Here is a 22,447-nt window from a genome sequence, read left to right as displayed (position 1 = left end):
TGGCGGTGTAAATTTAGATAAAACAGGCCCGCAGCGCTTATTCTGCCTGCGCAAGCAGCTATGTTTTTAGGATTGAAGCGGCACCGCGTACCATGGGCGACAGAGGAGTTTTACCCGATGGCAGACACAGCTTCCAGCGCCGAGGCGCTGTTCTTCGACGGCACGCGGCGCCTGGCGGCCGGCGATGCCGCGGGTGCCGAGGCCAGCCTGCGCCAGGCGCTGGTGCTGGCGCCGACCCTGGCCGAAGCCCATGCCAACCTGGGCCTGGCGCTGGAGGCGCGGGGTGCGCTCGACCAGGCGGTGGCCAGCTACCGCCAGTCCATCGCCCACAACCCCACGCTGGCGCCCACCTACCTCAACCTGGCCGGCGTGCTGATCCTGCAGCGCCAGCTGGACGATGCCGAGGTGGCCTGCGCCCAGGCGCTGCGGCTGCGCCGCGACGACCCCGACACCTGGTGCAACCTGGCCGTGGTGTATGCGCGCATGGGCCTGGAGCAGGAATCCGAAGACTGCTGCCTCGAAGCCCTGGCGCTGGACCCCCAGCACGCCAAGACCCGCTTCAACCTGGCCTACCTGTTGCTGCGCCAGGGCCGGCTGGAGGAAGGCTGGGCGCACTTCGAGTCGCGCGACTGGTATGCGGCCCTGGCCGCGCACATGGATTGCCCGCGCTGGCAGGGCGAGCCGCTGGCCGGCCAGTCGGTGCTGATCGGCTACGAGGCCGGGCATGGCGACATGCTGCAGTTTGGCCGCTATGCGGCCGAGCTGAAGGCGCGCGGCGCCGGCCACATCACCCTGCTGTGCCACCCGCCGCTGAAGCGCCTGCTGGCGACGCTGCCCGGCGTGGATGCGCTGCTGGGCTTCGACGAAGAGCTGCCCACCGGGCGTTGGGACTACTGGACCCCGCTGCTGAGCCTGCCCTACTACTGCCAGACGCGGCTGGACAGCATTCCGGCCGCGCTGCCCTATCTGCGCGCCGAACCAGCGCTGCGCGCCGAATGGGCGCCCCGGCTACCGACGGCCGGCCTGCGTGTCGGCCTGGTGTGGAAGGGCAACCCGAAGTTTGAAAACGATGCCGAGCGCTCGCTGCCCAGCCTGGCCACGCTGCAGCCCCTGGCCGGGGTGGCGGGGGTGTGCTTCATCAGCTTGCAAAAAGGCGCGGGAGAAGGCGAATCCGCCCCTTGGCTGGGTACCGCGCTGGGCCCGCAGATCCGCGACTTTGCCGACACCGCCGCCATTCTGGACCAGCTGGACCTGCTGATCACGGTGGACACCGCCGTGGCCCACCTGGCCGGCGCCCTGGGCAAACCGGTATGGCTGCTGCTGCCCGACTACCTGCCCGATTGGCGCTGGCTGACCGCGCGCAGCGACTCGCCCTGGTACCCGGGTGTGCTGCGGCTGTTCCGCCAACCGGCTGGGGGGGGCTGGGATACGGTCATTCCCCTGTTGGCCGCAGCCCTGCAAGCGCGGGTGGCCGAGGACGCCTGACCCAGGCTTTAGCGGGCCTTGGGTCCGGCGAGATTCAGGCTGCGCCTTTGCGGCGCTTGGGCACCGGCGCGGTCTCTGCCTCCGTGGCGGCGCGGCTCAGGTCGTGGGTGACAGTGCGGGCCTTGCTCTCCATGGCGTGGTCGAACATCGCGCGGCCGGCGGCTTCGGGGTCGCGGGAGGCGATGGCGTCGACGATGGGGCGGTGTTCGCTGGCGGTGATAGGCATCAGCCAGCCATCGGCCAGGTTCAGCCGGCGGAACAGCGACAGTTCCTTGATCAGCTTGCGGTAAATCTCGGTGAGCTTGCGGTTGCCGGCCAGCTCTACCAGCCGGTCGTGGAACTGCAGGTTCAGCAGGTGGTAGTTGTAGGCATCCTTGGACTTCACCTTGCGCTCCATGGCGGTGACCATGGCCTTGATTTCCTTCAGCTCGGCCGGCGTGATGCGCAGTGCCAGCTGGCGGCCTACCAGCTCGTCTAGTTGGGCGCGCAGGTCAAAGATCTCTACCGCCTCGTCGGTGTGGATGTCGCGCACAAACACGCCGCGGTTCTTTTCCACCCGCACCAGGCCGCCTTCTTCGAGCATGCGAAAGGCCTCGCGCACCGGGCCGCGCGAGACGCCGAGTTTCAGCGCCAGCGTGGCCTCGATCAGCTTGGTGCCGGGGCTGTATTCACCGGCCAGGATGGCGCGCTCGATCTCTTGCTGCACCACACTGGTCAGCGAGCTGCTTTGCAGCAGGGCAATGGTCTGGTGGGGAGCGGCGGCTTGCATGGCCCGAATTGGATCACAGATTGCGGCGGTTTCGCCCTAGCGCCGGCCCAGGCTGGTGACCGGCGGGCCCTTGAAACGGCGGCGTTCGAAGCCGAACCAGACCACCGCTGTCAGCGCCAGAAACACCATCGTGATCTTCAGCGCCGCGTCGTTCGGCGGCTGCACGCCCAGGAACAGAATCAGCGCCACGCTGGCCACCACCAGCAGCGCTACCAGCCGGTACGCCGGTCCCATGTCCCAGGGGCCCATCTGGGTCCAACTGCGGCCGTAGGCGATGCCACCGAGTGCCACTGGCAGCCCGTATGAGATGAAGATGAAGATCACCGTCACCGACACGATGGTGGTGTAGGCCGGGGTGTATAGCGTAAACAGCACCGCAATGCTGGCCGCGGTCCAGATCGCCGCCACCGGCGAGCGCAGCGTGCTGTGCACCCGCTTCAGTGCGCTGGACGCCGGCAGGCCGCCGTCGCGGGCAAAGGCAAAAATCATCCGCGAGGCCGAGGTCACCGTGGCCAGCCCGCACAGAAACTGCGACGCGGTGATGGCCACGTACAAAGCGGTCTTCAGCGGCATCGGTAGCACGGCTTCCATCGTCGCAAAAAACACATTGCCGCCGCTGGCCGCGGCCTTGTCCATGTCGGGAATGGCGATGACAAATGCGCACAGCATCAGGTAGCCGAACAGCGACGAATACAGCACCGAGGTGACGATGCCCTTGGGCACGGCGCGCGAGGCGCCCACGGTCTCCTCGGCGGTATGGGCCGATGCGTCAAAGCCGGTGATGGTGTAGATCGGCAGCAGCAAGCCCAGGCCGAAAAGCATCCACAGGCTGTCGGTCGCGGGCCAGACGTCGCCGCCGGCCGGCCCGCTGTAGTTTTTGAAGGTGATAAGCCGGGCGAAGTCGTAGCTGGGCGCAAAGGCCAGCAGCGCAATCGTCAGTGCAATCGCGGTGGCAAAGATCAGGTAGCCGCTGATGTCGGTCAGGAAGGCGGTGAGTTTGATACCCACATGGTTGGCCAGCGCCTGCAGCGCGGTGATGCCGATCACAAAGCTGGCTTGCGTGGTAAACGTGGGCTCCCAGCCCAGCGCCGGGCCAAAGGCGCCGATGAAAAAGTAGAAGGTGCCCACGTTGATCGCACCCAGCACGGTGACCAGGCCCAGCAGGTTCAGCCAGGCGGTCAGCCAACCCCAGCCGCGCCCGCCCAGGATGGAGCTCCAGTGGTACAAGCCCCCGGCCGTGGGATAGGCCGAGCCGATCTGCGCCATGCCCAGCGCAAACACAAAACTGATCGCGCTGCCGATCAGCCAGCCGATGCCAATGGCTGCACCACCGACGCCCGAGATGCCCTGCGACAGCGAGTTGATGCCGCCGGACAGGATGCAGATGATGGAAAACGAGATCGCGAAATTGGAGAACGGCTTCATGCTGCGCGACAGTTCCTGGGTGTAACCCATGCCCTGCAAGACGCGTGCGTCGTCACTCAGCTCGGCCACCTTGGCGGTTGGAATATTCATCAGATGTAGCTCCCGAATAAGGGGTTGAAGTGCGTATGTGTCTGACCATCCAAGCCCATCGGGCGGCAGGGTGTGCCGCGCATGCCCGGATGTTCCGGCGGTGCCTTGCTGCGCTCTGCGCCGACCGCCAAGGTCGGCGTGCACATGCGCACCGCCGCTGCACGGTGTAACCGCGAAGCTCGCGCAGCGCAAGAAAAAATGCAGATTGTTAACAATCTGCATTCCCCGATTGACATCCATCGGCACACGCGTTTCAATAGAACGGCCTCGACACAAGACCACAAAGCCGGGTAGGCCCGCATGCAGTGCCATGTGCCTGCCCTTGGCTTACAACCACAAGAGACAAGATGGCATCCAACTCCAAATCCGTTTCCCACCATCCTGCGCTGGCTGCGCTGCAGAAATCCGGCGCCGCCAAGGTCAAGGTCGCGGTGACCGACATCGACGGCGTGCTGCGCGGCAAGTACCTGCACATCGACAAGTTCCTGGGCGCGGCCGAGCCCTACCCGGCGGGCGGCTTCGGCTTCTGCGACGTGGTGCTGGGCTGGGACATGACCGACACCTGCTACGACAACACCAGCGTCACCGGCTGGCAGCACGGCTTCCCCGATGCGCTGGCCCGGCTCGACCTGGGTACGGCGCGCCATGTGCCCTGGGACAGCCAGGTGCCGTTCTTCCTGGGCGAATTCGTGCTGGCCGATGGCACGCCGCACCCGCTGTGCCCGCGCCAGACGCTGAAGCGTGTGCTCCAGCGGGCCGAGAAAATGGGCTTGCAGGTGATGACCGGCATGGAATTCGAGTGGTACAACTTCCTGGAAACCCCGCACAGCTGGGCTGAGAAGAAGGGCGTGGGCGCGACCCCGCTGACCCCGGGCATGTTCGGCTATTCGCTGCTGCGCATGAACCAGAACCGGCCGTTCTTCAACGCCTTGATGGACGAGATGCGCGATTTCGGCGTGCCCATCGAAGGCCTGCACACCGAGACCGGGCCGGGCGTGTTCGAGGTGGCCATCGGCTTCAGCGAGGCCCTGGCCCAGGCCGACCGGGCGGTGCTGTTCAAGACCGGGGCCAAGGAGATCGGTGCGCGCTTCGGCATCATGCCCAGCTTTATGGCCAAGCCGCACCAGCAGCTGCCGGGCTGCAGCGGGCATATCCACCAAAGCCTGAGCGACGGTAAGAACAACCTGTTCTTCGATGCCAAGAACCCGCGCAAGATGAGCAAGCTGTTCGAAAGCTACCTGGCCGGCCAGCTGGCCTGCATGGTCGACTTCGGCCCGATGATCTGGCCCACCATCAACAGCTACAAGCGCCTGGTCGACGGCTGCTGGGCGCCGGTCAAGCCCACCTGGGGCGTGGACAACCGCACCGCCAGCTTCCGTGTGATTGCCGGCAGCCCCAAGGCCACGCGGCTGGAAACCCGCTGTCCGGGCGCCGACGTCAACCCCTACCTGGCTATGGCCGCCGTCATCGCCGCCGGTCTCGACGGGGTGGAAAAAGGCTTGAAGCTCAGCACCCCGCCGATCACCGGCACCAATGGCGGCGCCGAGCATATCGCCCGCGCCCCGCGCACCCTGATCGAAACCACCCGGCTGTTTCAAAAATCTGCGGTTGCGCGCGACTGGTTGGGCGATACTTTTGTCGACCACTTCGCCGCCACCCGCGAATGGGAATGGCGCCAGTGGCTGGATGCCGTGACCGACTGGGAAATGAAACGCTACTTCGAGATCATATGAACACCCCCAGGCTGCAGCGCTTCGCGTCTTTCGCCAACCCCCTTGCAGGGGGCAACACCAGCGGCCCGGCAAAGCCGGTTCCGCGGTGTTCTGGAATGGGGTGCCCGCCAGCAAGGTTGGTTGCCTGCTAAGGGGTGCTAAAGGCTATTACGACTGAAATCCACTCTGATTTTTTACACCATGACCGTCCAATCCTTCGCCTTCCCCACACCGATCAAGTTCGGCGCCGGCGCGCGCAAGCTCGTCGCCCAGCATCTGATAGACCAGGGCTTGCAGCGCCCGCTGATCGTCACCGACCGGGCCTTGGCCGCCCTGCCGGTGATGGCCGAGTTCGTCAGCCATTTGAACGGCCTGGTGGTGGCCGTGTACAGCGGCGTGCACGGCAACCCGACCTGCAGCCAGGTGATGGAAGGCGCCGAGGCGTTCAAGGCACACAACGCCGACTGCGTGATCGGCTTTGGCGGCGGCGCGGCGCTGGACGTGGCCAAGGTGGTCGGCATCCCGGCCACGCACCCTGGCGACATCCTGGAATACGTGTGGGACCACCCGCAGGTGCGGCCCATCAGCCAACCCCTGCCGTATTTCGTGGCTGTGCCGACCACCTCGGGCACCGGCTCGGAAGTCGGCCGCTCCAGCGTGGTCAGCGAGAACGACACGCACCTCAAGCGTGTGGTCTTCAGCGCCCACATTTTGGCCAAGACCGTGTTTGCCGACCCCGAGCTGACCCTGGGTCTGCCTGCCCACGTGACGGCCGCCACCGGCATGGACGCGCTGACCCACAACATTGAAAGCTACCTCTCGCCCGCCTACCACCCGCTGTGCGACGGCATTGCGCTGGAGGGCGTGCGCATCGCCGCCGCTGCGCTGCGCACCGCGGTGCACGAGCCCAGCAATCTGCAGGCCAGATCCGACATGATGATGGCCTCGATGATGGGTGCCATCGCCTTTCAGAAAGACCTGGGCGCGGTGCATTCCTGCGCCCACGCGCTGGGCGCGGTCTGCGATCTGCACCACGGCCTGGCCAACGCGCTGATGATCGACACCGTGCTGGTCTGGAACCAGGTGGCCGTGCCGCACAAGTTCGACGAACTGGCCCATGTGTGCAAGCTGGAGGGCGGGGGTAAGGCCTTTGTGCCCTGGCTGCGCGAGCTCAAGCAGGACATTGGCATCAGCGGCCGGCTGGCCGACCACGGCGTGCATTCCGAACACCTGCCGCGCCTGGTGGAAATCGCCACCGCCGATATGTGCCACCAGACCAACCCGCGTCCCTGCACGGCGGAGGACTTCGAGAATCTTTTCAAGGCAGCTTTGTGATGGTGAAAGACCGTTTGAAGATCGGTATCAGCGCCTGCTTTCTGCACCCCGACCCGGCGCGTGCAGCGTTTGCCAAGAAGACCTTGCAGTACGTCGAGCAGTCGATGGCGCACTGGATCATGTCGGGCGGTGCACTGCCGGTGATGGTGCCCTCGCCGGTGGGCGATACCGCGCGCGGCGAGGTGCATTTCGACGACTACGCACAGTGGCTGGACGGCCTGGTGCTGCACGGCGGCGCCGATGTCTGGCCCGGCAGCTATGGCGAAACCCCGCTGCAGGAGCGCTGGAGCGGCGACCGTATCCGCGACGGCTACGAGCAGGCGCTGGTGCATGCCTTTGTGGCGGCCGGCAAGCCGGTGTTCGGCGTGTGCCGGGGGTTGCAGCTGATCAATGTGGCGTTTGGCGGCACGCTGTACCAGGACATCGCTACCCAGCGCCCCGAGGCCGTGCTGCACCGCGACGCCGACACCTACGACCAGCACTTCCACCAGCTGGAAATCGTAGAGAAAACCCGGCTTGGCGCACTATTGGCGGGCGCTAGCAGCTACAAAATCAATAGTATCCACCACCAGGGCATCAAGGACCTGGCGCCGGGTTTCGTGGTCGAGGCGCGCTGCCCCGAGGACGGCATGGTCGAAGCCATCCGCGGCACTGGCCCCGCCTACGTGGCGGCCGTGCAGTGGCACCCCGAATTCCACCAGCCCGCGCTTGGCACCCTGGACGACACGCCACTGCTCACCGACTTTCTGCAAGCCGCCCAGGCGGCCAAGGATCAACTCCGCACGCTATGAAAACCCTCGCCATCCACAACCCCGCCACCGGCACGCTGATCCGCGAGCTGCCCTGCGACGACGCGGCCTCCATCGCGGCCAAAGCCCTGGCTGCCCGCAGCGCGCAGCCGGCCTGGGCGGCGCTGCCTCTGGCGCACCGTAAGGACTGCATCGTTCGCTTCCGCGCCGCCGTGGTGGCCGAGCTGCAGGCCCTGGCCGCTACCATGACGGCCGAGACCGGCAAGCCCATCAGCATGTCGCGCAATGAGCTGAACGGCCTGCTGGGCCGCATCGACTTCTTTCTGGCCGAGGTCGACGCCAGCACTGCCACCCAGACCGTGTTCCATGAAGGCGGCATGACCGAGCAGATCGAGCACCTGCCGCTGGGCGTGGTGGCGAATATCTCGGCCTGGAACTACCCCTGGTTCGTGGGCTGCAACGTCATCATCCCGGCGCTGCTGACCGGCAATACCGTGCTCTACAAGCCCTCGGAATACGCCACGCTGACCGGCCTGGCAATCGCCCGCCTGCTGCATGCGGCCGGCGTGCCGCTGGATGTGTTCGTGCTCTGCGTGGGCGGCGCGGGCGTGGGCACGGCCTTGCAGGCGCAGCGCATCGACGGCCTGTTCTTTACCGGCTCGTATGCCACCGGTGCCAAAATCGCCCAGACCCTGGGGCCGCGCATGGTCAAGCTGCAGCTGGAGCTGGGCGGCAAGGACCCGACCTATGTGTGCGAGGACGCCGACCCGGCCATCGCCGCCGCCTCGCTGGCCGACGGCGCCATGTACAACACCGGCCAGAGCTGCTGCTCGGTGGAACGCATCTACGTGCACGAGAAGATCTTTGACGCCTTTGTGGCAGCCTTCTTGGACACGGTGCGCGGCTTCCGGGTGGGCGACCCGATGGATGACGCCACCTACATCGGCGCCCTGACCCGCAGCGCCCAGCTGGACGTGCTGGACGCCCAGGTGGCTGACGCCATCGCCAAGGGCGCAACCCTGCTGACCGGCGGCCAGCGCCTGCCCGGCAACAGCTATGCGCCCACGGTGTTCACCGGCGTAGACCACACCATGGACCTGATGGTCGAGGAAAGCTTTGGCCCCGTCATCGGCATCCAGAAGGTGGCCAGCGACGCCGAAGCCGTGGCCTTGATGAACGACACCCGCTACGGCCTGACCGCCGGCGTGTTCAGCCCCGATGAAGCCCGCGCCCGCGCCGTGCTGGCCCAGGTGCGCGCCGGCAGCGTCTACTGGAACTGCTGCGACCGCGTGAGCCCGCGCCTGCCCTGGAGCGGCTACGGCGATTCGGGCATGGGCCTGACCCTGTCGACCTACGGCATCCAGACCTTTACCCGGCCCAAAGCCTGGCATCTGCGCCAGGCGTGATGGCGTTCAGGGATAAAACCCACGTTTGCGCAGACAAGATAAGCGCAGGCAGCTACAAATAAAGTAGCACTGTCGCCGCCGCGACAGAATTCTGATAGTGGCATCAAAGTTGCAATACCCCTGTGGCGCAAAGGCCTATGCACCACAGGGGGTAGAGGTTTCCTTTGCGCAAACACCAACCCAGTGCAAGGAACCCGTATGGCCACTCCCTCTAAATCACCCGCGCTGCAGCAAACCCTGGGCACCGTCCAGCTATGGGGCATCGCCGTCGGCTTGGTGATCTCCGGCGAATACTTTGGCTGGAGCTTCGGCTGGGCCTCGGCGGGCACGCTGGGCTTTACCGTCACCTCGCTGTTCATCGCCGCGATGTACACCTGCTTCATCTTCAGCTTTACCGAGCTGACCACCTCGATCCCGCATGCGGGCGGCCCGTTTGCCTATAGCAAGCGCGCGTTCGGCCCCATAGGCGGCTATTTCGCCGGGGCGGCGACGCTGATCGAGTTCGTGTTTGCCCCGCCGGCGATTGCGCTGGCGATCGGTGCCTACCTGAACGTGCAATTCCCCGCGCTCGACCCCAAGGTGGCCGCCGTTGGCGCCTACCTGGTGTTCATGACGCTGAACATCGTGGGCGTGCAGATTGCCGCCACCTTCGAGCTGGCCGTCACCTTGCTGGCCATCTTCGAGCTGCTGGTGTTCATGGGCGTGGTCTCGCCCGGCTTCTCGCTGGCCAACTTCACCAAGGGCGGCTGGTCGGGCGCCGACGGCTTCAGCATGGCCGCCATTCCCGGCATGTTTGCGGCGATTCCGTTTGCCATCTGGTTCTTCCTGGCGATTGAAGGCGTGGCCATGGCCGCCGAAGAAGCCAAGGACCCGAAACGCTCGATTCCCATCGCCTACATCGCCGGCATCCTGACCCTGGTGCTGCTGGCCGTGGGCGTGATGGTGTTTGCCGGCGGCGCCGGCGACTGGACCAAGTTGGCGAATATCAACGACCCGCTGCCCCAGGCCATGAAGCTGATCGTCGGTGAAAACAGCAACTGGCTGCACATGCTGGTCTGGCTCGGCCTGTTCGGCCTGATCGCCTCGTTCCACGGCATCATCCTCGGCTATTCGCGGCAGATTTTTGCGCTGGCGCGCGAGGCCTATCTGCCCTCGTATTTCGCCAAGATCCACCCGCGCTTCAACACCCCGCACCGGGCGATCCTGGCCGGCGGTGTGATCGGCATTGCGGCCATCTTCAGCGACGAGTTGATCAAGATCGGCGGCCAGACCCTGACCGCCAACATCGTCACCATGTCGGTGTTCGGCGCCATCCTGATGTACATCATCAGCATGCTCAGCCTGTTCAAGCTGCGCCGCACCGAGCCGAACATGGTGCGGCCGTTCCGGGCGCCGTTCTACCCCATCCTGCCGGCGTTTGCCTTGCTGGGCGCATGCGTCTGCATGGTCACCATGATCTACTTCAACCCGCTGGTGTTTGGCCTGTTCGTGGGCTTCCTGGCGGTCGGCCTGGTCTACTTTTTGTTGACCAAGGGCCAGCGCCAGGCCGCGCTGCCCGGCGTCGCTGCCTAAACCACTGCAAAGGCCCGCATGCCCCAGTTTGCCCATACGGTGGGTGCCCACACCTACCGCTTCCGCGATCTGCGCGAGCTGCTGGCCAAAGCCACGCCCTTGCGCTCCGGCGACCTGCTGGCCGGCGTGGCCGCCGGCAATGCGCAGGAGCGCGTGGCCGCGCAAATGGCGCTGGCCGATCTGCCGCTGGCCACTTTTCTGCAGCAGCCGGTCGTGCCCTACGAGAGCGACGAAGTCACCCGCCTGATCATCGACAGCCACCAGGCGGCGGCCTTCGCCCCCATCAAGCATCTGACGGTGGGCGACTTCCGCAACTGGCTGCTCAGCGACCCGGTGGACAGCGCCACCCTGGCCGCGGTCTCGCCAGGCATCACGCCGGAGATGGCGGCGGCCGTCAGCAAGATCATGCGCAACCAGGATCTGATCCTGGTGGCCAAGAAGTGCCGGGTCATTACCGCCTTCCGCAACACCATCGGCCTGGAGCAGCGCCTGTCGACCCGGCTGCAGCCCAACCACCCGACCGACGACACCAGCGGCATCGCCGCCAGCGTGCTCGACGGCCTGCTCTACGGCAGCGGCGACGCGGTGATCGGCATCAACCCGGCCACCGACAACGTGCCCCAGGTGGTGAAGATCGTCACCATGCTGGACGCCATCATCCAGCGCTACGAGATCCCCACCCAAAGCTGCGTGCTGACCCACGTCACCAACACCATCCAGGCCATCGAGCGCGGCGCGCCGGTGGACCTGGTGTTCCAGTCGATTGCCGGCACCGAGGCAGCCAACCGCAGCTTCGGCATCAACCTGGCCTTGCTGGCCGAGTCGCGCAGCGCCGCCCTGTCGCTGAACCGCGGCACGGTGGGCGACAACGTGATGTACTTCGAGACCGGCCAGGGCAGCGCGCTGTCGGCCAACGCCCACCATGGCATGGACCAGCAGACCTGCGAGGCCCGCGCCTACGCCGTGGCCCGCGCCTTCCAGCCGCTGCTGGTGAACACCGTGGTCGGCTTCATCGGGCCTGAATACCTGTTCGACGGCAAGCAGATCATCCGCGCCGGCCTGGAAGACCATTTCTGCGCCAAGCTGCTGGGTCTGCCCATGGGCTGCGACGTCTGCTACACCAACCACGCCGAGGCCGACCAGAACGACATGGACGTGCTGCTGACTCTGCTGGGCGCGGCCGGCTGCAGCTTTGTGATGGGCATCCCCGGCTCGGACGACATCATGCTGAACTACCAGACCACCTCGTTTCACGACGCGCTGTATGTGCGCCGCCTGCTGGGTCTGCGCCCCGCGCCCGAGTTCGAGGCCTGGTTGCAGCGCATGCAGATCTTCGAAAGCGATGGCATGGCCCAACTGGGCAGCGCCATGCCCGAGCCCTTTGCCCACGCTTTACTGGCCCTGACATGATGAATGTGATCTCCAACCCCTGGCAGGCCTTGCGCAGCCTGACCGCCGCGCGCATCGCCCTGGGCCGCACCGGCATCAGCCTGCCGACCAAGCCGCAGCTCGACTTCCAGCTGGCCCATGCGCGGGCCCGCGATGCCGTGCACTTGCCGCTGGACACCGCGCAGCTGGCTCAGGACCTGGGCGCGGTGCTGCCCGGCCACCCCGATGCCCTGCAGCTGGCCAGCGCCGCGCCGGACCGCAGCACCTATCTGCAGCGTCCCGACCTGGGCCGCCGGCTCGACGCCGTATCGCACGGCAAGCTGGCCGAGCGCTATCTGCCGGTCGTGCCCTTCGATCTGGCGCTGGTGGTGGTGGATGGCCTGTCGGCGCTGGCGATAGCCCAGAACGCCGCGCCCTTCATCCACGCCCTGCTGCAGCGCCTGGGCACCGAAGACTGGTCGTTGGCCCCGACCACCATCGTCACCCAGGGCCGGGTGGCGGTGGGCGACGAGGTCGGCCAGCTGCTGGGCGCCAAGGCCGTGGTGGTGCTGGTCGGTGAGCGCCCAGGCCTGAGCGCACCCGACAGCATGGGCCTGTACCTGACCTGGGGGCCGCGGGTCGGCCTGACCGATGCGGCGCGCAACTGCATCTCGAACGTGCGGCCCGAAGGCCTGTCTTACTTCGATGCGGCCTACAAGCTGCACATGCTGCTGCGCGAGTCGCGCCGGCGCCAGCTGTCGGGCGTGGACCTGAAGGACGAAACCGTGGATGCGCTGGAGCCCGGCAGCGGCGCGATGCGCAACTTTCTGCTGCCCTGAGCGCGCTACGATCAGGGGTTTTATTTCCACCCCTGTTCAAGAAAGCCCAAGCCATGACCATCCAACGCATCAACCCCGGCAACCGACTCTGCGACGCCACCATCCACAACGGCGTGGCCTACCTGGCCGGCCAGGTGCCGGAAGACAACAGCCTGCCGATCGCCGCGCAAACCCAGAGCGTGCTGGACCAGATCGATAGCGTGCTGGCCCAGGCCGGCAGCGACAAGTCGCGCATCCTCACCGCCACCATCTACCTGGCCGCGATGGCCGACTTTGCCGCCATGAACGCAGTCTGGGACGCCTGGCTGGGTACGGCCGGCATCGGCCCGGCCCGCGCCACGGTAGAAGCCCGCCTGGCCCGCCCCGAGATCAAGGTCGAGATCATGGTGACGGCTGCGCTGAAGTCCTGAATTTATAAAAAATAGGCCGCCAGCGCATATAACACCTGCGCTGGCAGCTATGTTTTAGATAGCGCGGCGTATTTGCGGCCGGCCAGGCCCTGGAACAGCGCGCTGAATTTGTTCACCACGTAGGGCGCAAACAGCGTCATGCCGGCCACCAGGAAGTTGACCACGCGGTCCATCTGCGCCGGCACCTGGCCGGTGCTGCCCAGGCCGAACAAGGCCAGCGCGCCGAAGCCGATGAACAAGAACAGAATCGCCACCATGCCCATCAGCGCAATCACGCGGCTGCTGCTGGCACGCATCTGCGGCGCCAGCAGGGGTTGGCCGTCGGCACCCAACTGCAGGCTGCGGGTCATATGGCCCGCGGCATCGGTGGTTTCGGTATAGACCGGCAGATCGGTGGGCTCGGACAAGGCATCGGCCAGCGACCAATTGGGCGCCTGCAGCAGTGCCGAGCGGATGATCCAGATCGCGATGACCGCACCCACCAGCGCCAGCAGCGGCACGCCGTACAGCAGCCAAGCCGTGGGTGGTGTCCAGGCGCTGGGCTGGGCCTGGGTGGCCGTCACCGTGCAGGCGGCTAGGCTTGTGCACAGGCGCGGCAGACGGATGGTCGAAGGCATGGCTCCTCCTGGCGGTGGTGGCGAGCCCACCACTATGCGCTTGGCGCGCGCCAGACGGAAGCGGGCCGACCCCTGCAGCCGGGCCGCTCAGGCCAGGTGTTTGCCGATCAGGCCGGTCAGCTCGAACATCGTCACCTGCGGTTTGCCAAACACCGGTGCCAGCAAGGCGTCGGCGTTGATGTTGCGCTTGTTGGTGGCGTCCTGCAGGTTGTTGGCCTTGATGTAGTCCCACATCTTCTTGACCATCTGTGGGCGCGACGCGGCCTCGCTGCCAACCACCGCGGCCAGCGCCGGGCTGGGGGTCAGGCCGCCCGTGCTGGCAGTCTTGCGCGGTGTTTTGGCCGCGGCAGTTTTCTTGGCGGCGGCCTTTTTAGCGGGCGCTGCCTTCTTGGCCGGTGCGGCTTTTTTCGCCGCGGCCGACTTGGCTGCCGTGGATTTTGCGGCGGCACCGGGCCGTGGCGGGAACTTGCTGGGCGCGAACTCGAAGTTCACCTTGCCGGCTTCCGCGTCCCAGGCCAGGAAGGCCTTGAAGTTGCGGCGCGTGCGCATGGAGACGAACTTGTCCAGCAGATCGGTCTTGCCGGTGGCCAGCAGCTTGGCCATCTGGGCGTTTTCCACCGGCTGCTGCAGGATGATCTTGCCGCTCTTGAAGTCGCAGCTGGGGGTTGGGTGGGCCAGGGTCGGCACGGTTTTTTCGCAGACGAAGTTGGCGCCGTATTCGTGCACCGGGCTGCCGCATTTGGGGCAGTTGCCCAGCGATGGAGCATCGCCAAAGTCGACCAGCTCGCCGGTTTCCTCGGCCTTCTTGTCGTCGCCGAAGTCGAATTCCAGCTTGTAGTTCTTGGTTTCTTCGTCGAACTTGATGGTCATCTCGGCGGTGAACGGCCAGCCGGCCTTGGAGCGGAAGCCGTCCAGCGGGCCGATGCGGCGGTCGCGCATGAATTGTTCGACCTCGGCCTGCTCAAACGTGCGGCCGGCCGGCGATTTGCCGAACGAGAAGCCGCAGCCATCGCTGTGGCCGTCGGCGCCGGTGCAGGTGTAGCGGCGGTAGTTTTCTTTCACGATGCCGCCGCAGTTCGGGCAGGGCGTGGACAAGGTGGCGTAGTCGCCAGGGATGGTGTCGCGGTCGTATTCCTTGGCCTTCTTGACCAGGCGCTCGGTCATGGCGGCGATTTCGGCCATGAAGCTGGCGCGGCTGATCTGACCGCGCTCCATTTGCGACAGCTTGTATTCCCACTCGCCGGTGAGCTCGGCGTGGCACAGCTCTTCCACGTCCAGGCCGCGTAAGAGCGTCATCAACTGGAAGGCCTTGGCCGTGGGGATCAGCTCGCGGCCTTCGCGCAGCATGTATTTTTCGGCGATCAAGCCTTCGATGATGCTGGAGCGGGTGGCTGGCGTGCCCAGGCCCTTCTCCTGCATGGCTTCGCGCAGCTCGTCGTCGTCAATCGTCTTGCCCGCACCTTCCATGGCGCCCAGCAGTGTGGCTTCGGAGTAGCGGGCCGGTGGCCGGGTCTTCAGCGCCTTGGGGTCGGCCGAGGCGGTCTGCACTACTTCGCCGGGCTTCACCAGCACCAGGTTCTTGCCATCTTTTTCATCGTCGTCGTTGACGGCTTCCTTGCCGTAGATGGCCAGCCAGCCCGGCTTGACCAGCACCTTGCCGTCGCTGCGGAACGCGTACTTCTTGCCCTCGGTCGCCACCGTGCTGATGCGGGTGGTGACCTGGTATTCGGCGCTGGGGAAGAACACCGACATGAAGCGGCGCACCACGAAGTCGTAGAGACGCTGCTCGGCTTCGCTCAGGCCGCTGGGGGCTTGCAGCGTGGGGATGATCGCAAAGTGATCGCTGACCTTGCTGTTGTCGAACACGCGCTTGGTGGGCTTCACGTAGTTGCCGTCTACCGCCTGTTTGGCAAACGGCGCCAGGTGCTTCATGCCGCTATTGGCCAGCATGCCCATGGTTTCCTTGACCACCGGCAGGTAGTCTTCGGGCAGGGCACGCGAATCGGTACGCGGGTAGGTCAGGGCCTTGTGGCGTTCGTACAGGCTTTGGGCCAGGGCCAGCGTCGTCTTGGCGCTGAAGCCGAAGCGGCTATTGGCCTCGCGTTGCAGCGAGGTCAGGTCGAACAGGGCGGGCGAGGCCTGCGTGGTGGGCTTGCTTTCTTCCGTCACCGTGGCGGGCTTGCCGCGGGCGGCGTTGGCAATCGCTTGCGCCTCGGCTGCGTTCCAGACGCGGTCGGCGCGCTGCTCGGCGTCGGGCTGGCCGTCCGGGCCGGGGGGCGGCTTCTTCCAGTCGGGGTTGAACCATTTACCCGGGTAGTTGCCGGCTTCGGCGTCGAAGCTGCCATGCACTTCCCAGTAGTCGCGGCTGACGAACTTACGGATTTTTTCTTCGCGTTCCACCACCACCGACAGCGTGGGGGTTTGCACCCGGCCCACGGTGGTCAGGAAGAAGCCACCGTCGCGCGAATTGAAGGCTGTCATGGCGCGGGTGCCGTTGATGCCGACCAGCCAGTCGGCTTCGGAACGGGAGCGCGCCGCATCGGCCAGACCTTGCATCTGGGCTTCGGAGCGCAGCGCGTTGAAGCCGTCGCGGATCGCCTGCGGCGTCATCGACTGCAGCCAGAGCCGGCGCACCGGCTTGGCCAGGGGCTTGGAGCCGCCAGCGTACTGCTCGATCAGGCGGAAGATCAGCTCACCTTCGCGGCCCGCATCGCAGGCGTTGATGATGTCGGTCACGTCCTTGCGCTTGGCCTGCTTGACCACGGCGTTCAGGCGGGTTTTGGTTTTATCGACGGGTTTTAGGTCGAAATACGGTGGAATGACGGGAAGATGGGCAAAACTCCACTTGCCGCGCTTGACGTCGAATTCCTCTGGCGCCTGGATTTCCACCAAATGGCCGACCGCGCTGGTGACCACGTATTTTTCGCTCTCGAAATACTCGTCGTGCTTCTCGAATTTGCCTGCCGTCGGCGTGAGTGCGCGCACGATGTCTTGCGCCACCGAGGGTTTTTCTGCAATCACCAAGGTTTTTGTCATAGTTTTTTCGCTAATTTTTGAATTCTGTGGAGGGCTTTGCCAGGCCTTGCTCCTTCTGGAGCCGGGGCCACTTCTACAATCCCTATTTGCCGGTTTGCGCCTGCACCAAGGCAATTGCGCACACTTGAGCACCTTATTTAAGTTAACAGAGTTTTGCCCGTGACTTCCAAAACCCCCGTTAAAGCCGCTAGAAATAGCGGGCGACGCATCCAGGTTCGGCGCTCCGGCGTCCATGGCAAAGGCGTGTTCGCGCTGCAGGACATCGCCGCTGGCGAGGTCGTGGCCGAATACGTGGGCGAGATCATTTCCTGGCAGGAAGCCCAGGACCGGCACCCGCACGACCCCAGCCAGCCCAACCACACCTTTTACTTCCATGTGGACGAAGACCGGGTCATCGACGCCAACTACGGCGGCAATGCCTCGCGCTGGATCAACCATGCCTGCGAGCCGAATTGCGAAACCGACGAACAGGATGGCCGCATTTTCATCGTGGCTTTGCAGGACATCGCGGCCGGCGAAGAGCTGAACTACGACTACGGCCTGATGCTGGAAGAGCGCTACACCCCCAAGCTGAAGGCCGAATACCCGTGCTGGTGCGGTGCGCCCAGTTGCCGCGGCACCCTGCTGGCCCCCAAACGCCGTATCAGCAAATTGCGCAAATGATCTGGCCCGCCGAATCCATCTGGGAGGCGGTGTATCCGCTGCTGCCCGACTTCACGGTCGAGGTGCTGCCGCAGATCGACTCCAGCAACAGCGAGCTGATGCGCCGCATCCGCGCCGGCCAGTGCGAGCCGACCCTGCTGGTGGCCGAGCAGCAGACCGCCGGCCGTGGCCGCCTGGGGCGCGACTGGCATAGCCAGGTCGGTGATTCGCTGACCTTTTCGCTGGCCCTGCCGCTGGCGCCGGCCGACTGGTCGGGCCTGTCGCTGGCCGTGGGCGTCAGCGTGGTGGACAGCCTGCATGCCGATCTGCAGCTCAAATGGCCGAACGACGTGTGGCTGCAAGGCCGCAAGCTGGCCGGCATCCTGATCGAAACCGCCAGTACGGGCGATCAGCGGGTGGCGGTGGTCGGCATCGGCATCAACATCGCACCCCGCGCGGGCGATGGCCTGTCCACCGCGCCGGCCTGGCTGCAGGAAGTGCTGCCGGACGTGGACGCGGGCCAGGCCTTGCTGCGCATCGCCGCGCCGCTGGTGCAGGCGCTCAAGGCTTTTGAAATCGGCGGCTTTGCGCCGTTCCAGGCGCAGTTCGACCAGCGCGATCTGCTGCGCGACCGGGCGGTGAACCTGAGCAATGGCACGGTGGGCATGGCGCGCGGCGTCGATGCCCAGGGTGGTTTGCTGCTGCAGACGCCGAACGGCCTGCAAACCGTGACCAGTGCCGAAGTCAGCGTGCGCCCGGCCGCCACTTCCACCCCGGCGGTCTAGCCACATGCTGCGCGCCGTCATCCTGTTTTTGCTGCTGGCCAATGGCCTGTACTACGCCTGGTCGCAAGGCCTGCTGGCCGCCTACGGCCTGGCGCCCACGGTGGAATCCGAGCCGCAGCGCCTGCTGCAGCAGATCCACCCCGAGATGGTGGAAGTGCTGCCGCCGAACAGCGCGGCTGCCGCCCCGGCCCCCACGCCGGTCGCCAGCGCGGCCGTTGCCGCCGCCGAGACCACCGAATGCCTGACTGCCGGCCCGTTTGACGCGGCCCGCGGTGCGGCGCTGGCCCAGTCGCTGGCCGTTTTGCCGGCCGGCTCCTGGACCCTGGACGAGGCTGTCGAGCCCGGCCGTTGGATCGTCTACATGGGCCGTTACCCGAATGCCGACTGGGTGGACCGCAAGAAAGCCGAGCTGCGCGGCCTGCGCGTCAAATACGAGGCCCCGCCCAAGGCGCTGGAGCCCGGTTTGTCGCTGGGCGGCTTCGACAGCGAAGCCGCCGCCAACAAATCGCTGGGCGACCTGACCCAGCGCGGCGTGCGCACCGCCCGGGTGGTGCTCGAGCACCCTGAAGTGCGCGGCGTGCAGCTGCGCCTGCCGGCGGTGGACGCAGCCATCAAGACCCAGCTGGACGGCCTGAAGCCGGCGCTGGCGGGCCGGCCGCTGCGCGCCTGCTGAACCGCTAAGTTTTAGGCCGCTGCGGCCAGTCGCCACAGCGAGGTGACTTCGGCCGCCCGCGCCGCATGCAGGGCGGCGGTGGCATCTGTTGCCTTGGGGTGCAGCGGCTTGGCGTCCAGCCGGCCCAGCACCTGCAGCCCGTTGCGTTCGAAGGCCGCCAGCAGCTCTTCGCGGCTGCGCAGGCCCAGGTGTTCGGCAAAGTCCGACAACACCAGCCAGCCCTCGCCGCCCGGAGCCAGATGCGCCTTCAGCCCGGCCAGAAAGCCCAGCAGCATGCTGCTGTTCTCGTCGTACACCGCGTGTTCGATCGGCGAGCCCGGCCGGGCCGGCAGCCAGGGCGGGTTGCACACGATCAGCGTGGCCTGGCCTTCGGGGAACAGGTCGGTCTGCACCACCTGTACCTGCTTGGCCACGCCCAGTTGCGCCAGGTTGTCCCGGGCGCAGGCCAGGGCCCGCGGGTCGGTATCGGTGGCCACGATCTGGGCCACACCACGCCGCGCCAGCACCGCCGCCAGCACGCCGGTGCCGGTGCCGATGTCGAACGCCGTACCCGCCACCGGCAAGGGAGCTTTGGCCACCAGGTCGATGTATTCGCCGCGCACCGGCGAAAACACGCCGTAGTGCGGGTGGATGCGGTTCAGCGGCGGCTCGCCCAGCGCCGGAATTTCCAGGCCCTTGCGGCGCCATTCGTGGGTGCTGGTCAGGCCTTGTAGTTCGCGCAGGGTGATGACGGCCGGGCCTTCGGCGGCATTCGCCGGGCCCCAGGCCGCTAAACAAGCGGCATGCACATTGGGCGCGCGGCGCAAGGGCACGGTGTAGTCGGCGTTGATGGGCAGCAGCAGCATGTTCAGTACCCGCGCGCGCTGGGCCTGGGCCTGGCGGTACAGGTGGAAGGCCTCGGCCGGGGCGACGGCCTCCTTGGGCGCCTTGCGCTGCTTGCGCGCCGGGGTCTGGTCGACGCGCCGGGCGATGGCTTGCAGCAACTGGCGGGCGTTGTGGAAGTCGCCACGCCACAGCAGGGCCGTGCCCTCGCAGGCCAGGCGGTAGGCGGTGTCGGCCGACAAGGTGTCGTCGGCCAGCACCACGCGCTTGGGCGCGGGCGCGCCGCGCTCGGAGCGCCAGCGGGCGGTCTGGGGTTGGTCGGCCTCGGTCCAGTGGATGGTGGGGTGGGTGGCGGATTCAGTGGTCGGCATGGCAGGCTTTGCGCGGTGGGTAACCGGGTCTTTTAACAGACGGGGCGTGTGGGCTGTGGCGTGCATGCCTGGTTGACGCAGCGAGCAAACCACTTGTTGCTATTATTTTGAGAGCTATTGGCGCATATGCAATATGCGCCAACGGCCTTTTCCCTATAAATTGTGCGTCGGGCTTACCCCACCCGGATTACAGCGCTGGCGGCAGCGCCCCGATCTGGTGGAACATGCCGAACCAGTCTTCCAAGTGCCAGGTGTGGGTGATGCGGCCATCCTGCAGGTGGTGGAATTCGTGTAGCGCGATTTTCACGGCCTTGTGGGTGGCCGGGATGCCGAACCATTCACCCTGGTGTGTGCCGCGGATCTCGGCCCGCACGGCAGCGCGCCCGCGCGAGCCGGTGATCTCGTGGATCACGATCTGCATGCCTGGAAAAGCGGTCTTGAAGGCCTGGATGATGGGTTTCAGGCCCTGCGGGCCAGGGCCTTGGCCGGGCGCCAGCGGCACGTCCTGCCAATCCGGCGTGACGGCCTGGTCCAGCAGGTTGGGGTTGTTATCGCTGAACGAGCGGTATAGCCATTCGATGGCCTGGATTTCGGCGGCGGATAGCGGGGTGAGGAGCGTAGGTGCGGTGGTCATAGGAGGTGTTTTCCGGGATGAAAAATGTGGTGCCGGTTCAGCGCGTGCCCAAGCGGGTGGCGAGTGCGGCGAGGTAGCGGCCATAGCGGTCGGCCGACACGGCATCGGCAGTCTCCAGCGCGGGCGGGGTGCCAGGGGGCGCGGGGTTTTGTGCCGCCAGGCCGAGGAAGTTGCCAAAGCGGTTGGTGCCGTCGGGCTGGCGCGGCATCGCGTCCCAGTTGGCCCACAGCATGCCGTGCTGAGCGGCAAATATCGACAAATAGGCCAGGCTGTGCAGCTTGTCGCCGCTGGCGCTGCCGCTGATGGTGAAGCCGCCGGCCAGCTTGCCCACCCAGCCGCGGTGAAACCACACCTGGCTGGTTGCGTCGGCAAAGGCTTTGAACGGTGCCGCCACGCCGCCCATGAAAGTCGGCGCGCCGAACACGATGGCGTCGGCCTGGGCCAGCCTGTCCAGTACTGTGTCGTCCTTCCAACGGCTGCCGGTGAACTGCGACTCCTCGATGCGCAGCAGCTCTGACTGGGCACCGGCCTGGGTGGCGCCATGCGCGATGGCTTCGGCCAACAGGGCGGTAGTGCCATTTTGCGAAAAATAAACGATAGCGATATGGGGCATAAAAACTTTCTGTGTAGGCGTTGCGATGGAGGGGTACGGGCTGTGCAGGAGGTGGTCCTTGCCCGTGGCGACGATCATGTCGGTTGATGAAAAATGAATAAAGCCTGATAAATTGGAAACTTAATTCAACTGAAATCAACAATATGGACCGCTTCGAGGGCCTGCATCTCTTCATCCGCATCGTCGAAATGGGCAGCTTTACCGCTGCGGCCGGTGAGCTCAACGTCCCCCGCGCCACGGCCACGCATGCCATTAAGGCGCTGGAAACCCGCCTGAGCACCCGCTTGCTGGAGCGCACCACCCGCCAGGTCAAGCCCACGCTGGACGGTCGGGCCTTCTATGAGCGCAGCAAGCGCGTGCTGGCCGATCTGGAAGACGCCGAGGCCTCCGTCAGCGGCAGCGCCGAGCACCCGCGCGGCACACTGCGGCTGGACCTGCACGGTTCGCACGCCACCCTGATCGTGCTGCCACGCATCGCCGAATTCCGCCAGCGCTACCCGCTGATCGACGTGGTGTTGAGCAGCGGCGACCGGCTAGTCGATCTGGTCGGCGAGGGCATTGACTGCGTGGTGCGTGCGGGTCAACCGCGCGACTCCACGCTGGTGGCGCGGCGCTTGGCCAATATGCCCGAGCTGATCTGCGCCAGCCCGGCCTACCTAGCCGCGCACGGTGCGCCACAACACCCGACCGAGCTGGCGCAACACCAGGCCGTGTCATTTTTTGCGCGTGGCCAGAAAACGGCGTACCCGATGTCCTTGTTGTTGGATGGGAAGGTGGTGGAGTTCAAAACCGCCGGCTGGATCGCTGTCAGCGATGCCGCTTGTTACACCGCCGCGGCACTGGCCGGCTGCGGTCTGGTGCAGGTGCCGCGGTTCCACATGGAGCCCTACCTGCGCGACGGGCGTCTGGTGCAGGTGCTGGCCGAGTGGCCCTGCCCAACGATTCCGGTGTCGGTGCTCTACCCCTTCCACCGCCAATTGGCCCCGCGGGTGCGGGTGTTTATCGATTGGGTAAGCCAGCTGTACGTGGAGAAGTTCGGGGCATTGGCGCCGGGCGGCTAGCATGCATGCCTCCATGGCCATGCCGTGGCGCGC

General features: G+C 66.0%; 20 protein-coding genes. 13 read left to right on the top strand and 7 right to left on the bottom strand.

All coding sequences use genetic code 11. The annotated features are described in order from the left end of the window. Nucleotides 1-117: 117 nt before the first annotated feature. Entirely contained in the window at nt 118-1,485 is a 1,368-nt protein-coding gene (locus J2X19_RS16845) for a tetratricopeptide repeat protein (RefSeq protein ID WP_310374986.1), read from the top strand. 34 nt (nt 1,486-1,519) lie between these two features. Here the strand turns inward: J2X19_RS16845 and J2X19_RS16840 are convergent, their stop codons facing one another. Continuing rightward, nucleotides 1,520-2,254: a phosphonate utilization associated transcriptional regulator gene (locus tag J2X19_RS16840; RefSeq protein WP_116607750.1), complete on the bottom strand. Its 735-nt coding sequence runs from the start codon at nt 2,252-2,254 to the stop codon at nt 1,520-1,522. Nucleotides 2,255-2,290: 36 nt separating this feature from the next. Next, nucleotides 2,291-3,769, bottom strand: a complete 1,479-nt coding sequence (locus J2X19_RS16835) for an amino acid permease (protein WP_310374985.1) — start codon at nt 3,767-3,769, stop codon at nt 2,291-2,293. 347 nt (nt 3,770-4,116) lie between these two features. Here J2X19_RS16835 and J2X19_RS16830 point away from each other — a divergent pair, with 347 nt between their 5' ends. The 8 genes from J2X19_RS16830 (at nt 4,117) to J2X19_RS16795 (ending at nt 13,160) form a co-directional block, all read left to right on the top strand. Next, nucleotides 4,117-5,502: a glutamine synthetase family protein gene (locus tag J2X19_RS16830; protein WP_310374984.1), complete on the top strand. Its 1,386-nt coding sequence runs from the start codon at nt 4,117-4,119 to the stop codon at nt 5,500-5,502. 180 nt (nt 5,503-5,682) lie between these two features. Next, a complete protein-coding gene (locus J2X19_RS16825; RefSeq protein WP_310374983.1) occupies nt 5,683-6,816 on the top strand; it encodes an iron-containing alcohol dehydrogenase in 1,134 nt (377 codons plus the stop codon). Beyond that, a complete protein-coding gene (locus J2X19_RS16820) occupies nt 6,816-7,607 on the top strand; it encodes a gamma-glutamyl-gamma-aminobutyrate hydrolase family protein (RefSeq protein WP_116607753.1) in 792 nt (263 codons plus the stop codon). Before J2X19_RS16825 ends, J2X19_RS16820 begins: the two co-directional genes overlap by 1 nt. Further along, nucleotides 7,604-8,971 carry an aldehyde dehydrogenase family protein gene (locus J2X19_RS16815; RefSeq protein ID WP_310374982.1) on the top strand — a complete coding sequence of 456 codons (1,368 nt, stop codon included), beginning with the start codon at nt 7,604-7,606 and terminating at the stop codon, nt 8,969-8,971. Before J2X19_RS16820 ends, J2X19_RS16815 begins: the two co-directional genes overlap by 4 nt. 198 nt (nt 8,972-9,169) lie before the next feature. After that, nucleotides 9,170-10,543, top strand: a complete 1,374-nt coding sequence (gene eat, locus J2X19_RS16810) for an ethanolamine permease (protein ID WP_310374981.1) — start codon at nt 9,170-9,172, stop codon at nt 10,541-10,543. An 18-nt stretch (nt 10,544-10,561) separates the two neighbouring features. Next, the gene (locus tag J2X19_RS16805) at nt 10,562-11,953 is read left to right on the top strand and encodes an ethanolamine ammonia-lyase subunit EutB (RefSeq protein WP_116607756.1); all 1,392 of its coding nucleotides are present in this window, start codon (nt 10,562-10,564) and stop codon (nt 11,951-11,953) included. After that, nucleotides 11,950-12,750 carry an ethanolamine ammonia-lyase subunit EutC gene (eutC, locus tag J2X19_RS16800; protein WP_310374980.1) on the top strand — a complete coding sequence of 267 codons (801 nt, stop codon included), beginning with the start codon at nt 11,950-11,952 and terminating at the stop codon, nt 12,748-12,750. The genes J2X19_RS16805 and eutC overlap by 4 nt, the downstream gene beginning before the upstream one ends. Nucleotides 12,751-12,803: 53 nt before the next feature. Then, complete coding sequence (locus tag J2X19_RS16795) at nt 12,804-13,160, top strand: RidA family protein (RefSeq protein ID WP_116607758.1); 357 nt, start codon at nt 12,804-12,806, stop codon at nt 13,158-13,160. Between the two features lie 47 nt (nt 13,161-13,207). Here the strand turns inward: J2X19_RS16795 and J2X19_RS16790 are convergent, their stop codons facing one another. Both J2X19_RS16790 and J2X19_RS16785 read right to left on the bottom strand, forming a co-directional pair. Then, complete coding sequence (locus J2X19_RS16790; protein ID WP_310374979.1) at nt 13,208-13,777, bottom strand: hypothetical protein; 570 nt, start codon at nt 13,775-13,777, stop codon at nt 13,208-13,210. A gap of 87 nt (nt 13,778-13,864) precedes the next feature. Continuing rightward, entirely contained in the window at nt 13,865-16,813 is a 2,949-nt protein-coding gene (locus J2X19_RS16785; protein ID WP_310374978.1) for a DNA topoisomerase III, read from the bottom strand. 159 nt (nt 16,814-16,972) lie between these two features. Here J2X19_RS16785 and J2X19_RS16780 point away from each other — a divergent pair, with 159 nt between their 5' ends. From J2X19_RS16780 to J2X19_RS16770, 3 genes are read left to right on the top strand one after another with little or no spacing between them, the layout of a single operon-like run. Continuing rightward, entirely contained in the window at nt 16,973-17,476 is a 504-nt protein-coding gene (locus tag J2X19_RS16780) for an SET domain-containing protein (protein WP_116607865.1), read from the top strand. Then, complete coding sequence (locus J2X19_RS16775) at nt 17,473-18,240, top strand: biotin--[acetyl-CoA-carboxylase] ligase (RefSeq protein ID WP_310374977.1); 768 nt, start codon at nt 17,473-17,475, stop codon at nt 18,238-18,240. The genes J2X19_RS16780 and J2X19_RS16775 overlap by 4 nt, the downstream gene beginning before the upstream one ends. Nucleotides 18,241-18,244: 4 nt before the next feature. Continuing rightward, complete coding sequence (locus tag J2X19_RS16770) at nt 18,245-18,913, top strand: SPOR domain-containing protein (RefSeq protein WP_310374975.1); 669 nt, start codon at nt 18,245-18,247, stop codon at nt 18,911-18,913. Between the two features lie 11 nt (nt 18,914-18,924). Here J2X19_RS16770 and J2X19_RS16765 read toward each other — a convergent pair whose 3' ends face one another. The 3 genes from J2X19_RS16765 to J2X19_RS16755 all read right to left on the bottom strand — a co-directional run bounded on the left by J2X19_RS16765 (nt 18,925) and on the right by J2X19_RS16755 (nt 21,353). Continuing rightward, nucleotides 18,925-20,106, bottom strand: coding sequence for a methyltransferase (locus tag J2X19_RS16765; RefSeq protein ID WP_310374973.1), 1,182 nt, complete (start codon nt 20,104-20,106; stop codon nt 18,925-18,927). Nucleotides 20,107-20,293: 187 nt separating this feature from the next. Continuing rightward, nucleotides 20,294-20,740, bottom strand: a complete 447-nt coding sequence (locus J2X19_RS16760; protein WP_310374971.1) for an ester cyclase — start codon at nt 20,738-20,740, stop codon at nt 20,294-20,296. A 37-nt stretch (nt 20,741-20,777) separates the two neighbouring features. Further along, complete coding sequence (locus J2X19_RS16755; protein ID WP_310374969.1) at nt 20,778-21,353, bottom strand: flavodoxin family protein; 576 nt, start codon at nt 21,351-21,353, stop codon at nt 20,778-20,780. 143 nt (nt 21,354-21,496) lie between these two features. On the opposite strand from J2X19_RS16755, the gene J2X19_RS16750 reads away from it, so the two are divergent. Continuing rightward, entirely contained in the window at nt 21,497-22,414 is a 918-nt protein-coding gene (locus tag J2X19_RS16750; RefSeq protein ID WP_310374967.1) for a LysR family transcriptional regulator, read from the top strand. Nucleotides 22,415-22,447 lie beyond the last annotated feature (33 nt).

This window comes from Rhodoferax ferrireducens (assembly GCF_031458075.1).
GTDB lineage: Bacteria > Pseudomonadota > Gammaproteobacteria > Burkholderiales > Burkholderiaceae_C > Rhodoferax_B > Rhodoferax_B ferrireducens_A.
Note: the sequence above shows the minus strand (reverse complement) of the source record. Positions and strands in the feature narration are given on the sequence as shown.

Bases quoted from the DNA above. Each gene is read 5' to 3' on its own strand.
- J2X19_RS16845 (WP_310374986.1), top strand. From the start codon at position 118: ATGGCAGACACAGCTTCCAGCGCCGAGGCGCTGTTCTTCGACGGCACG.
- J2X19_RS16840 (WP_116607750.1), bottom strand. From the start codon at position 2,254: ATGCAAGCCGCCGCTCCCCACCAGACCATTGCCCTGCTGCAAAGCAGC.
- J2X19_RS16835 (WP_310374985.1), bottom strand. From the start codon at position 3,769: ATGAATATTCCAACCGCCAAGGTGGCCGAGCTGAGTGACGACGCACGC.
- J2X19_RS16830 (WP_310374984.1), top strand. From the start codon at position 4,117: ATGGCATCCAACTCCAAATCCGTTTCCCACCATCCTGCGCTGGCTGCG.
- J2X19_RS16825 (WP_310374983.1), top strand. From the start codon at position 5,683: ATGACCGTCCAATCCTTCGCCTTCCCCACACCGATCAAGTTCGGCGCC.
- J2X19_RS16820 (WP_116607753.1), top strand. From the start codon at position 6,816: ATGGTGAAAGACCGTTTGAAGATCGGTATCAGCGCCTGCTTTCTGCAC.
- J2X19_RS16815 (WP_310374982.1), top strand. From the start codon at position 7,604: ATGAAAACCCTCGCCATCCACAACCCCGCCACCGGCACGCTGATCCGC.
- eat (WP_310374981.1), top strand. From the start codon at position 9,170: ATGGCCACTCCCTCTAAATCACCCGCGCTGCAGCAAACCCTGGGCACC.
- J2X19_RS16805 (WP_116607756.1), top strand. From the start codon at position 10,562: ATGCCCCAGTTTGCCCATACGGTGGGTGCCCACACCTACCGCTTCCGC.
- eutC (WP_310374980.1), top strand. From the start codon at position 11,950: ATGATGAATGTGATCTCCAACCCCTGGCAGGCCTTGCGCAGCCTGACC.
- J2X19_RS16795 (WP_116607758.1), top strand. From the start codon at position 12,804: ATGACCATCCAACGCATCAACCCCGGCAACCGACTCTGCGACGCCACC.
- J2X19_RS16790 (WP_310374979.1), bottom strand. From the start codon at position 13,777: ATGCCTTCGACCATCCGTCTGCCGCGCCTGTGCACAAGCCTAGCCGCC.
- J2X19_RS16785 (WP_310374978.1), bottom strand. From the start codon at position 16,813: ATGACAAAAACCTTGGTGATTGCAGAAAAACCCTCGGTGGCGCAAGAC.
- J2X19_RS16775 (WP_310374977.1), top strand. From the start codon at position 17,473: ATGATCTGGCCCGCCGAATCCATCTGGGAGGCGGTGTATCCGCTGCTG.
- J2X19_RS16770 (WP_310374975.1), top strand. From the start codon at position 18,245: ATGCTGCGCGCCGTCATCCTGTTTTTGCTGCTGGCCAATGGCCTGTAC.
- J2X19_RS16765 (WP_310374973.1), bottom strand. From the start codon at position 20,106: ATGCCGACCACTGAATCCGCCACCCACCCCACCATCCACTGGACCGAG.
- J2X19_RS16760 (WP_310374971.1), bottom strand. From the start codon at position 20,740: ATGACCACCGCACCTACGCTCCTCACCCCGCTATCCGCCGCCGAAATC.
- J2X19_RS16755 (WP_310374969.1), bottom strand. From the start codon at position 21,353: ATGCCCCATATCGCTATCGTTTATTTTTCGCAAAATGGCACTACCGCC.
- J2X19_RS16750 (WP_310374967.1), top strand. From the start codon at position 21,497: ATGGACCGCTTCGAGGGCCTGCATCTCTTCATCCGCATCGTCGAAATG.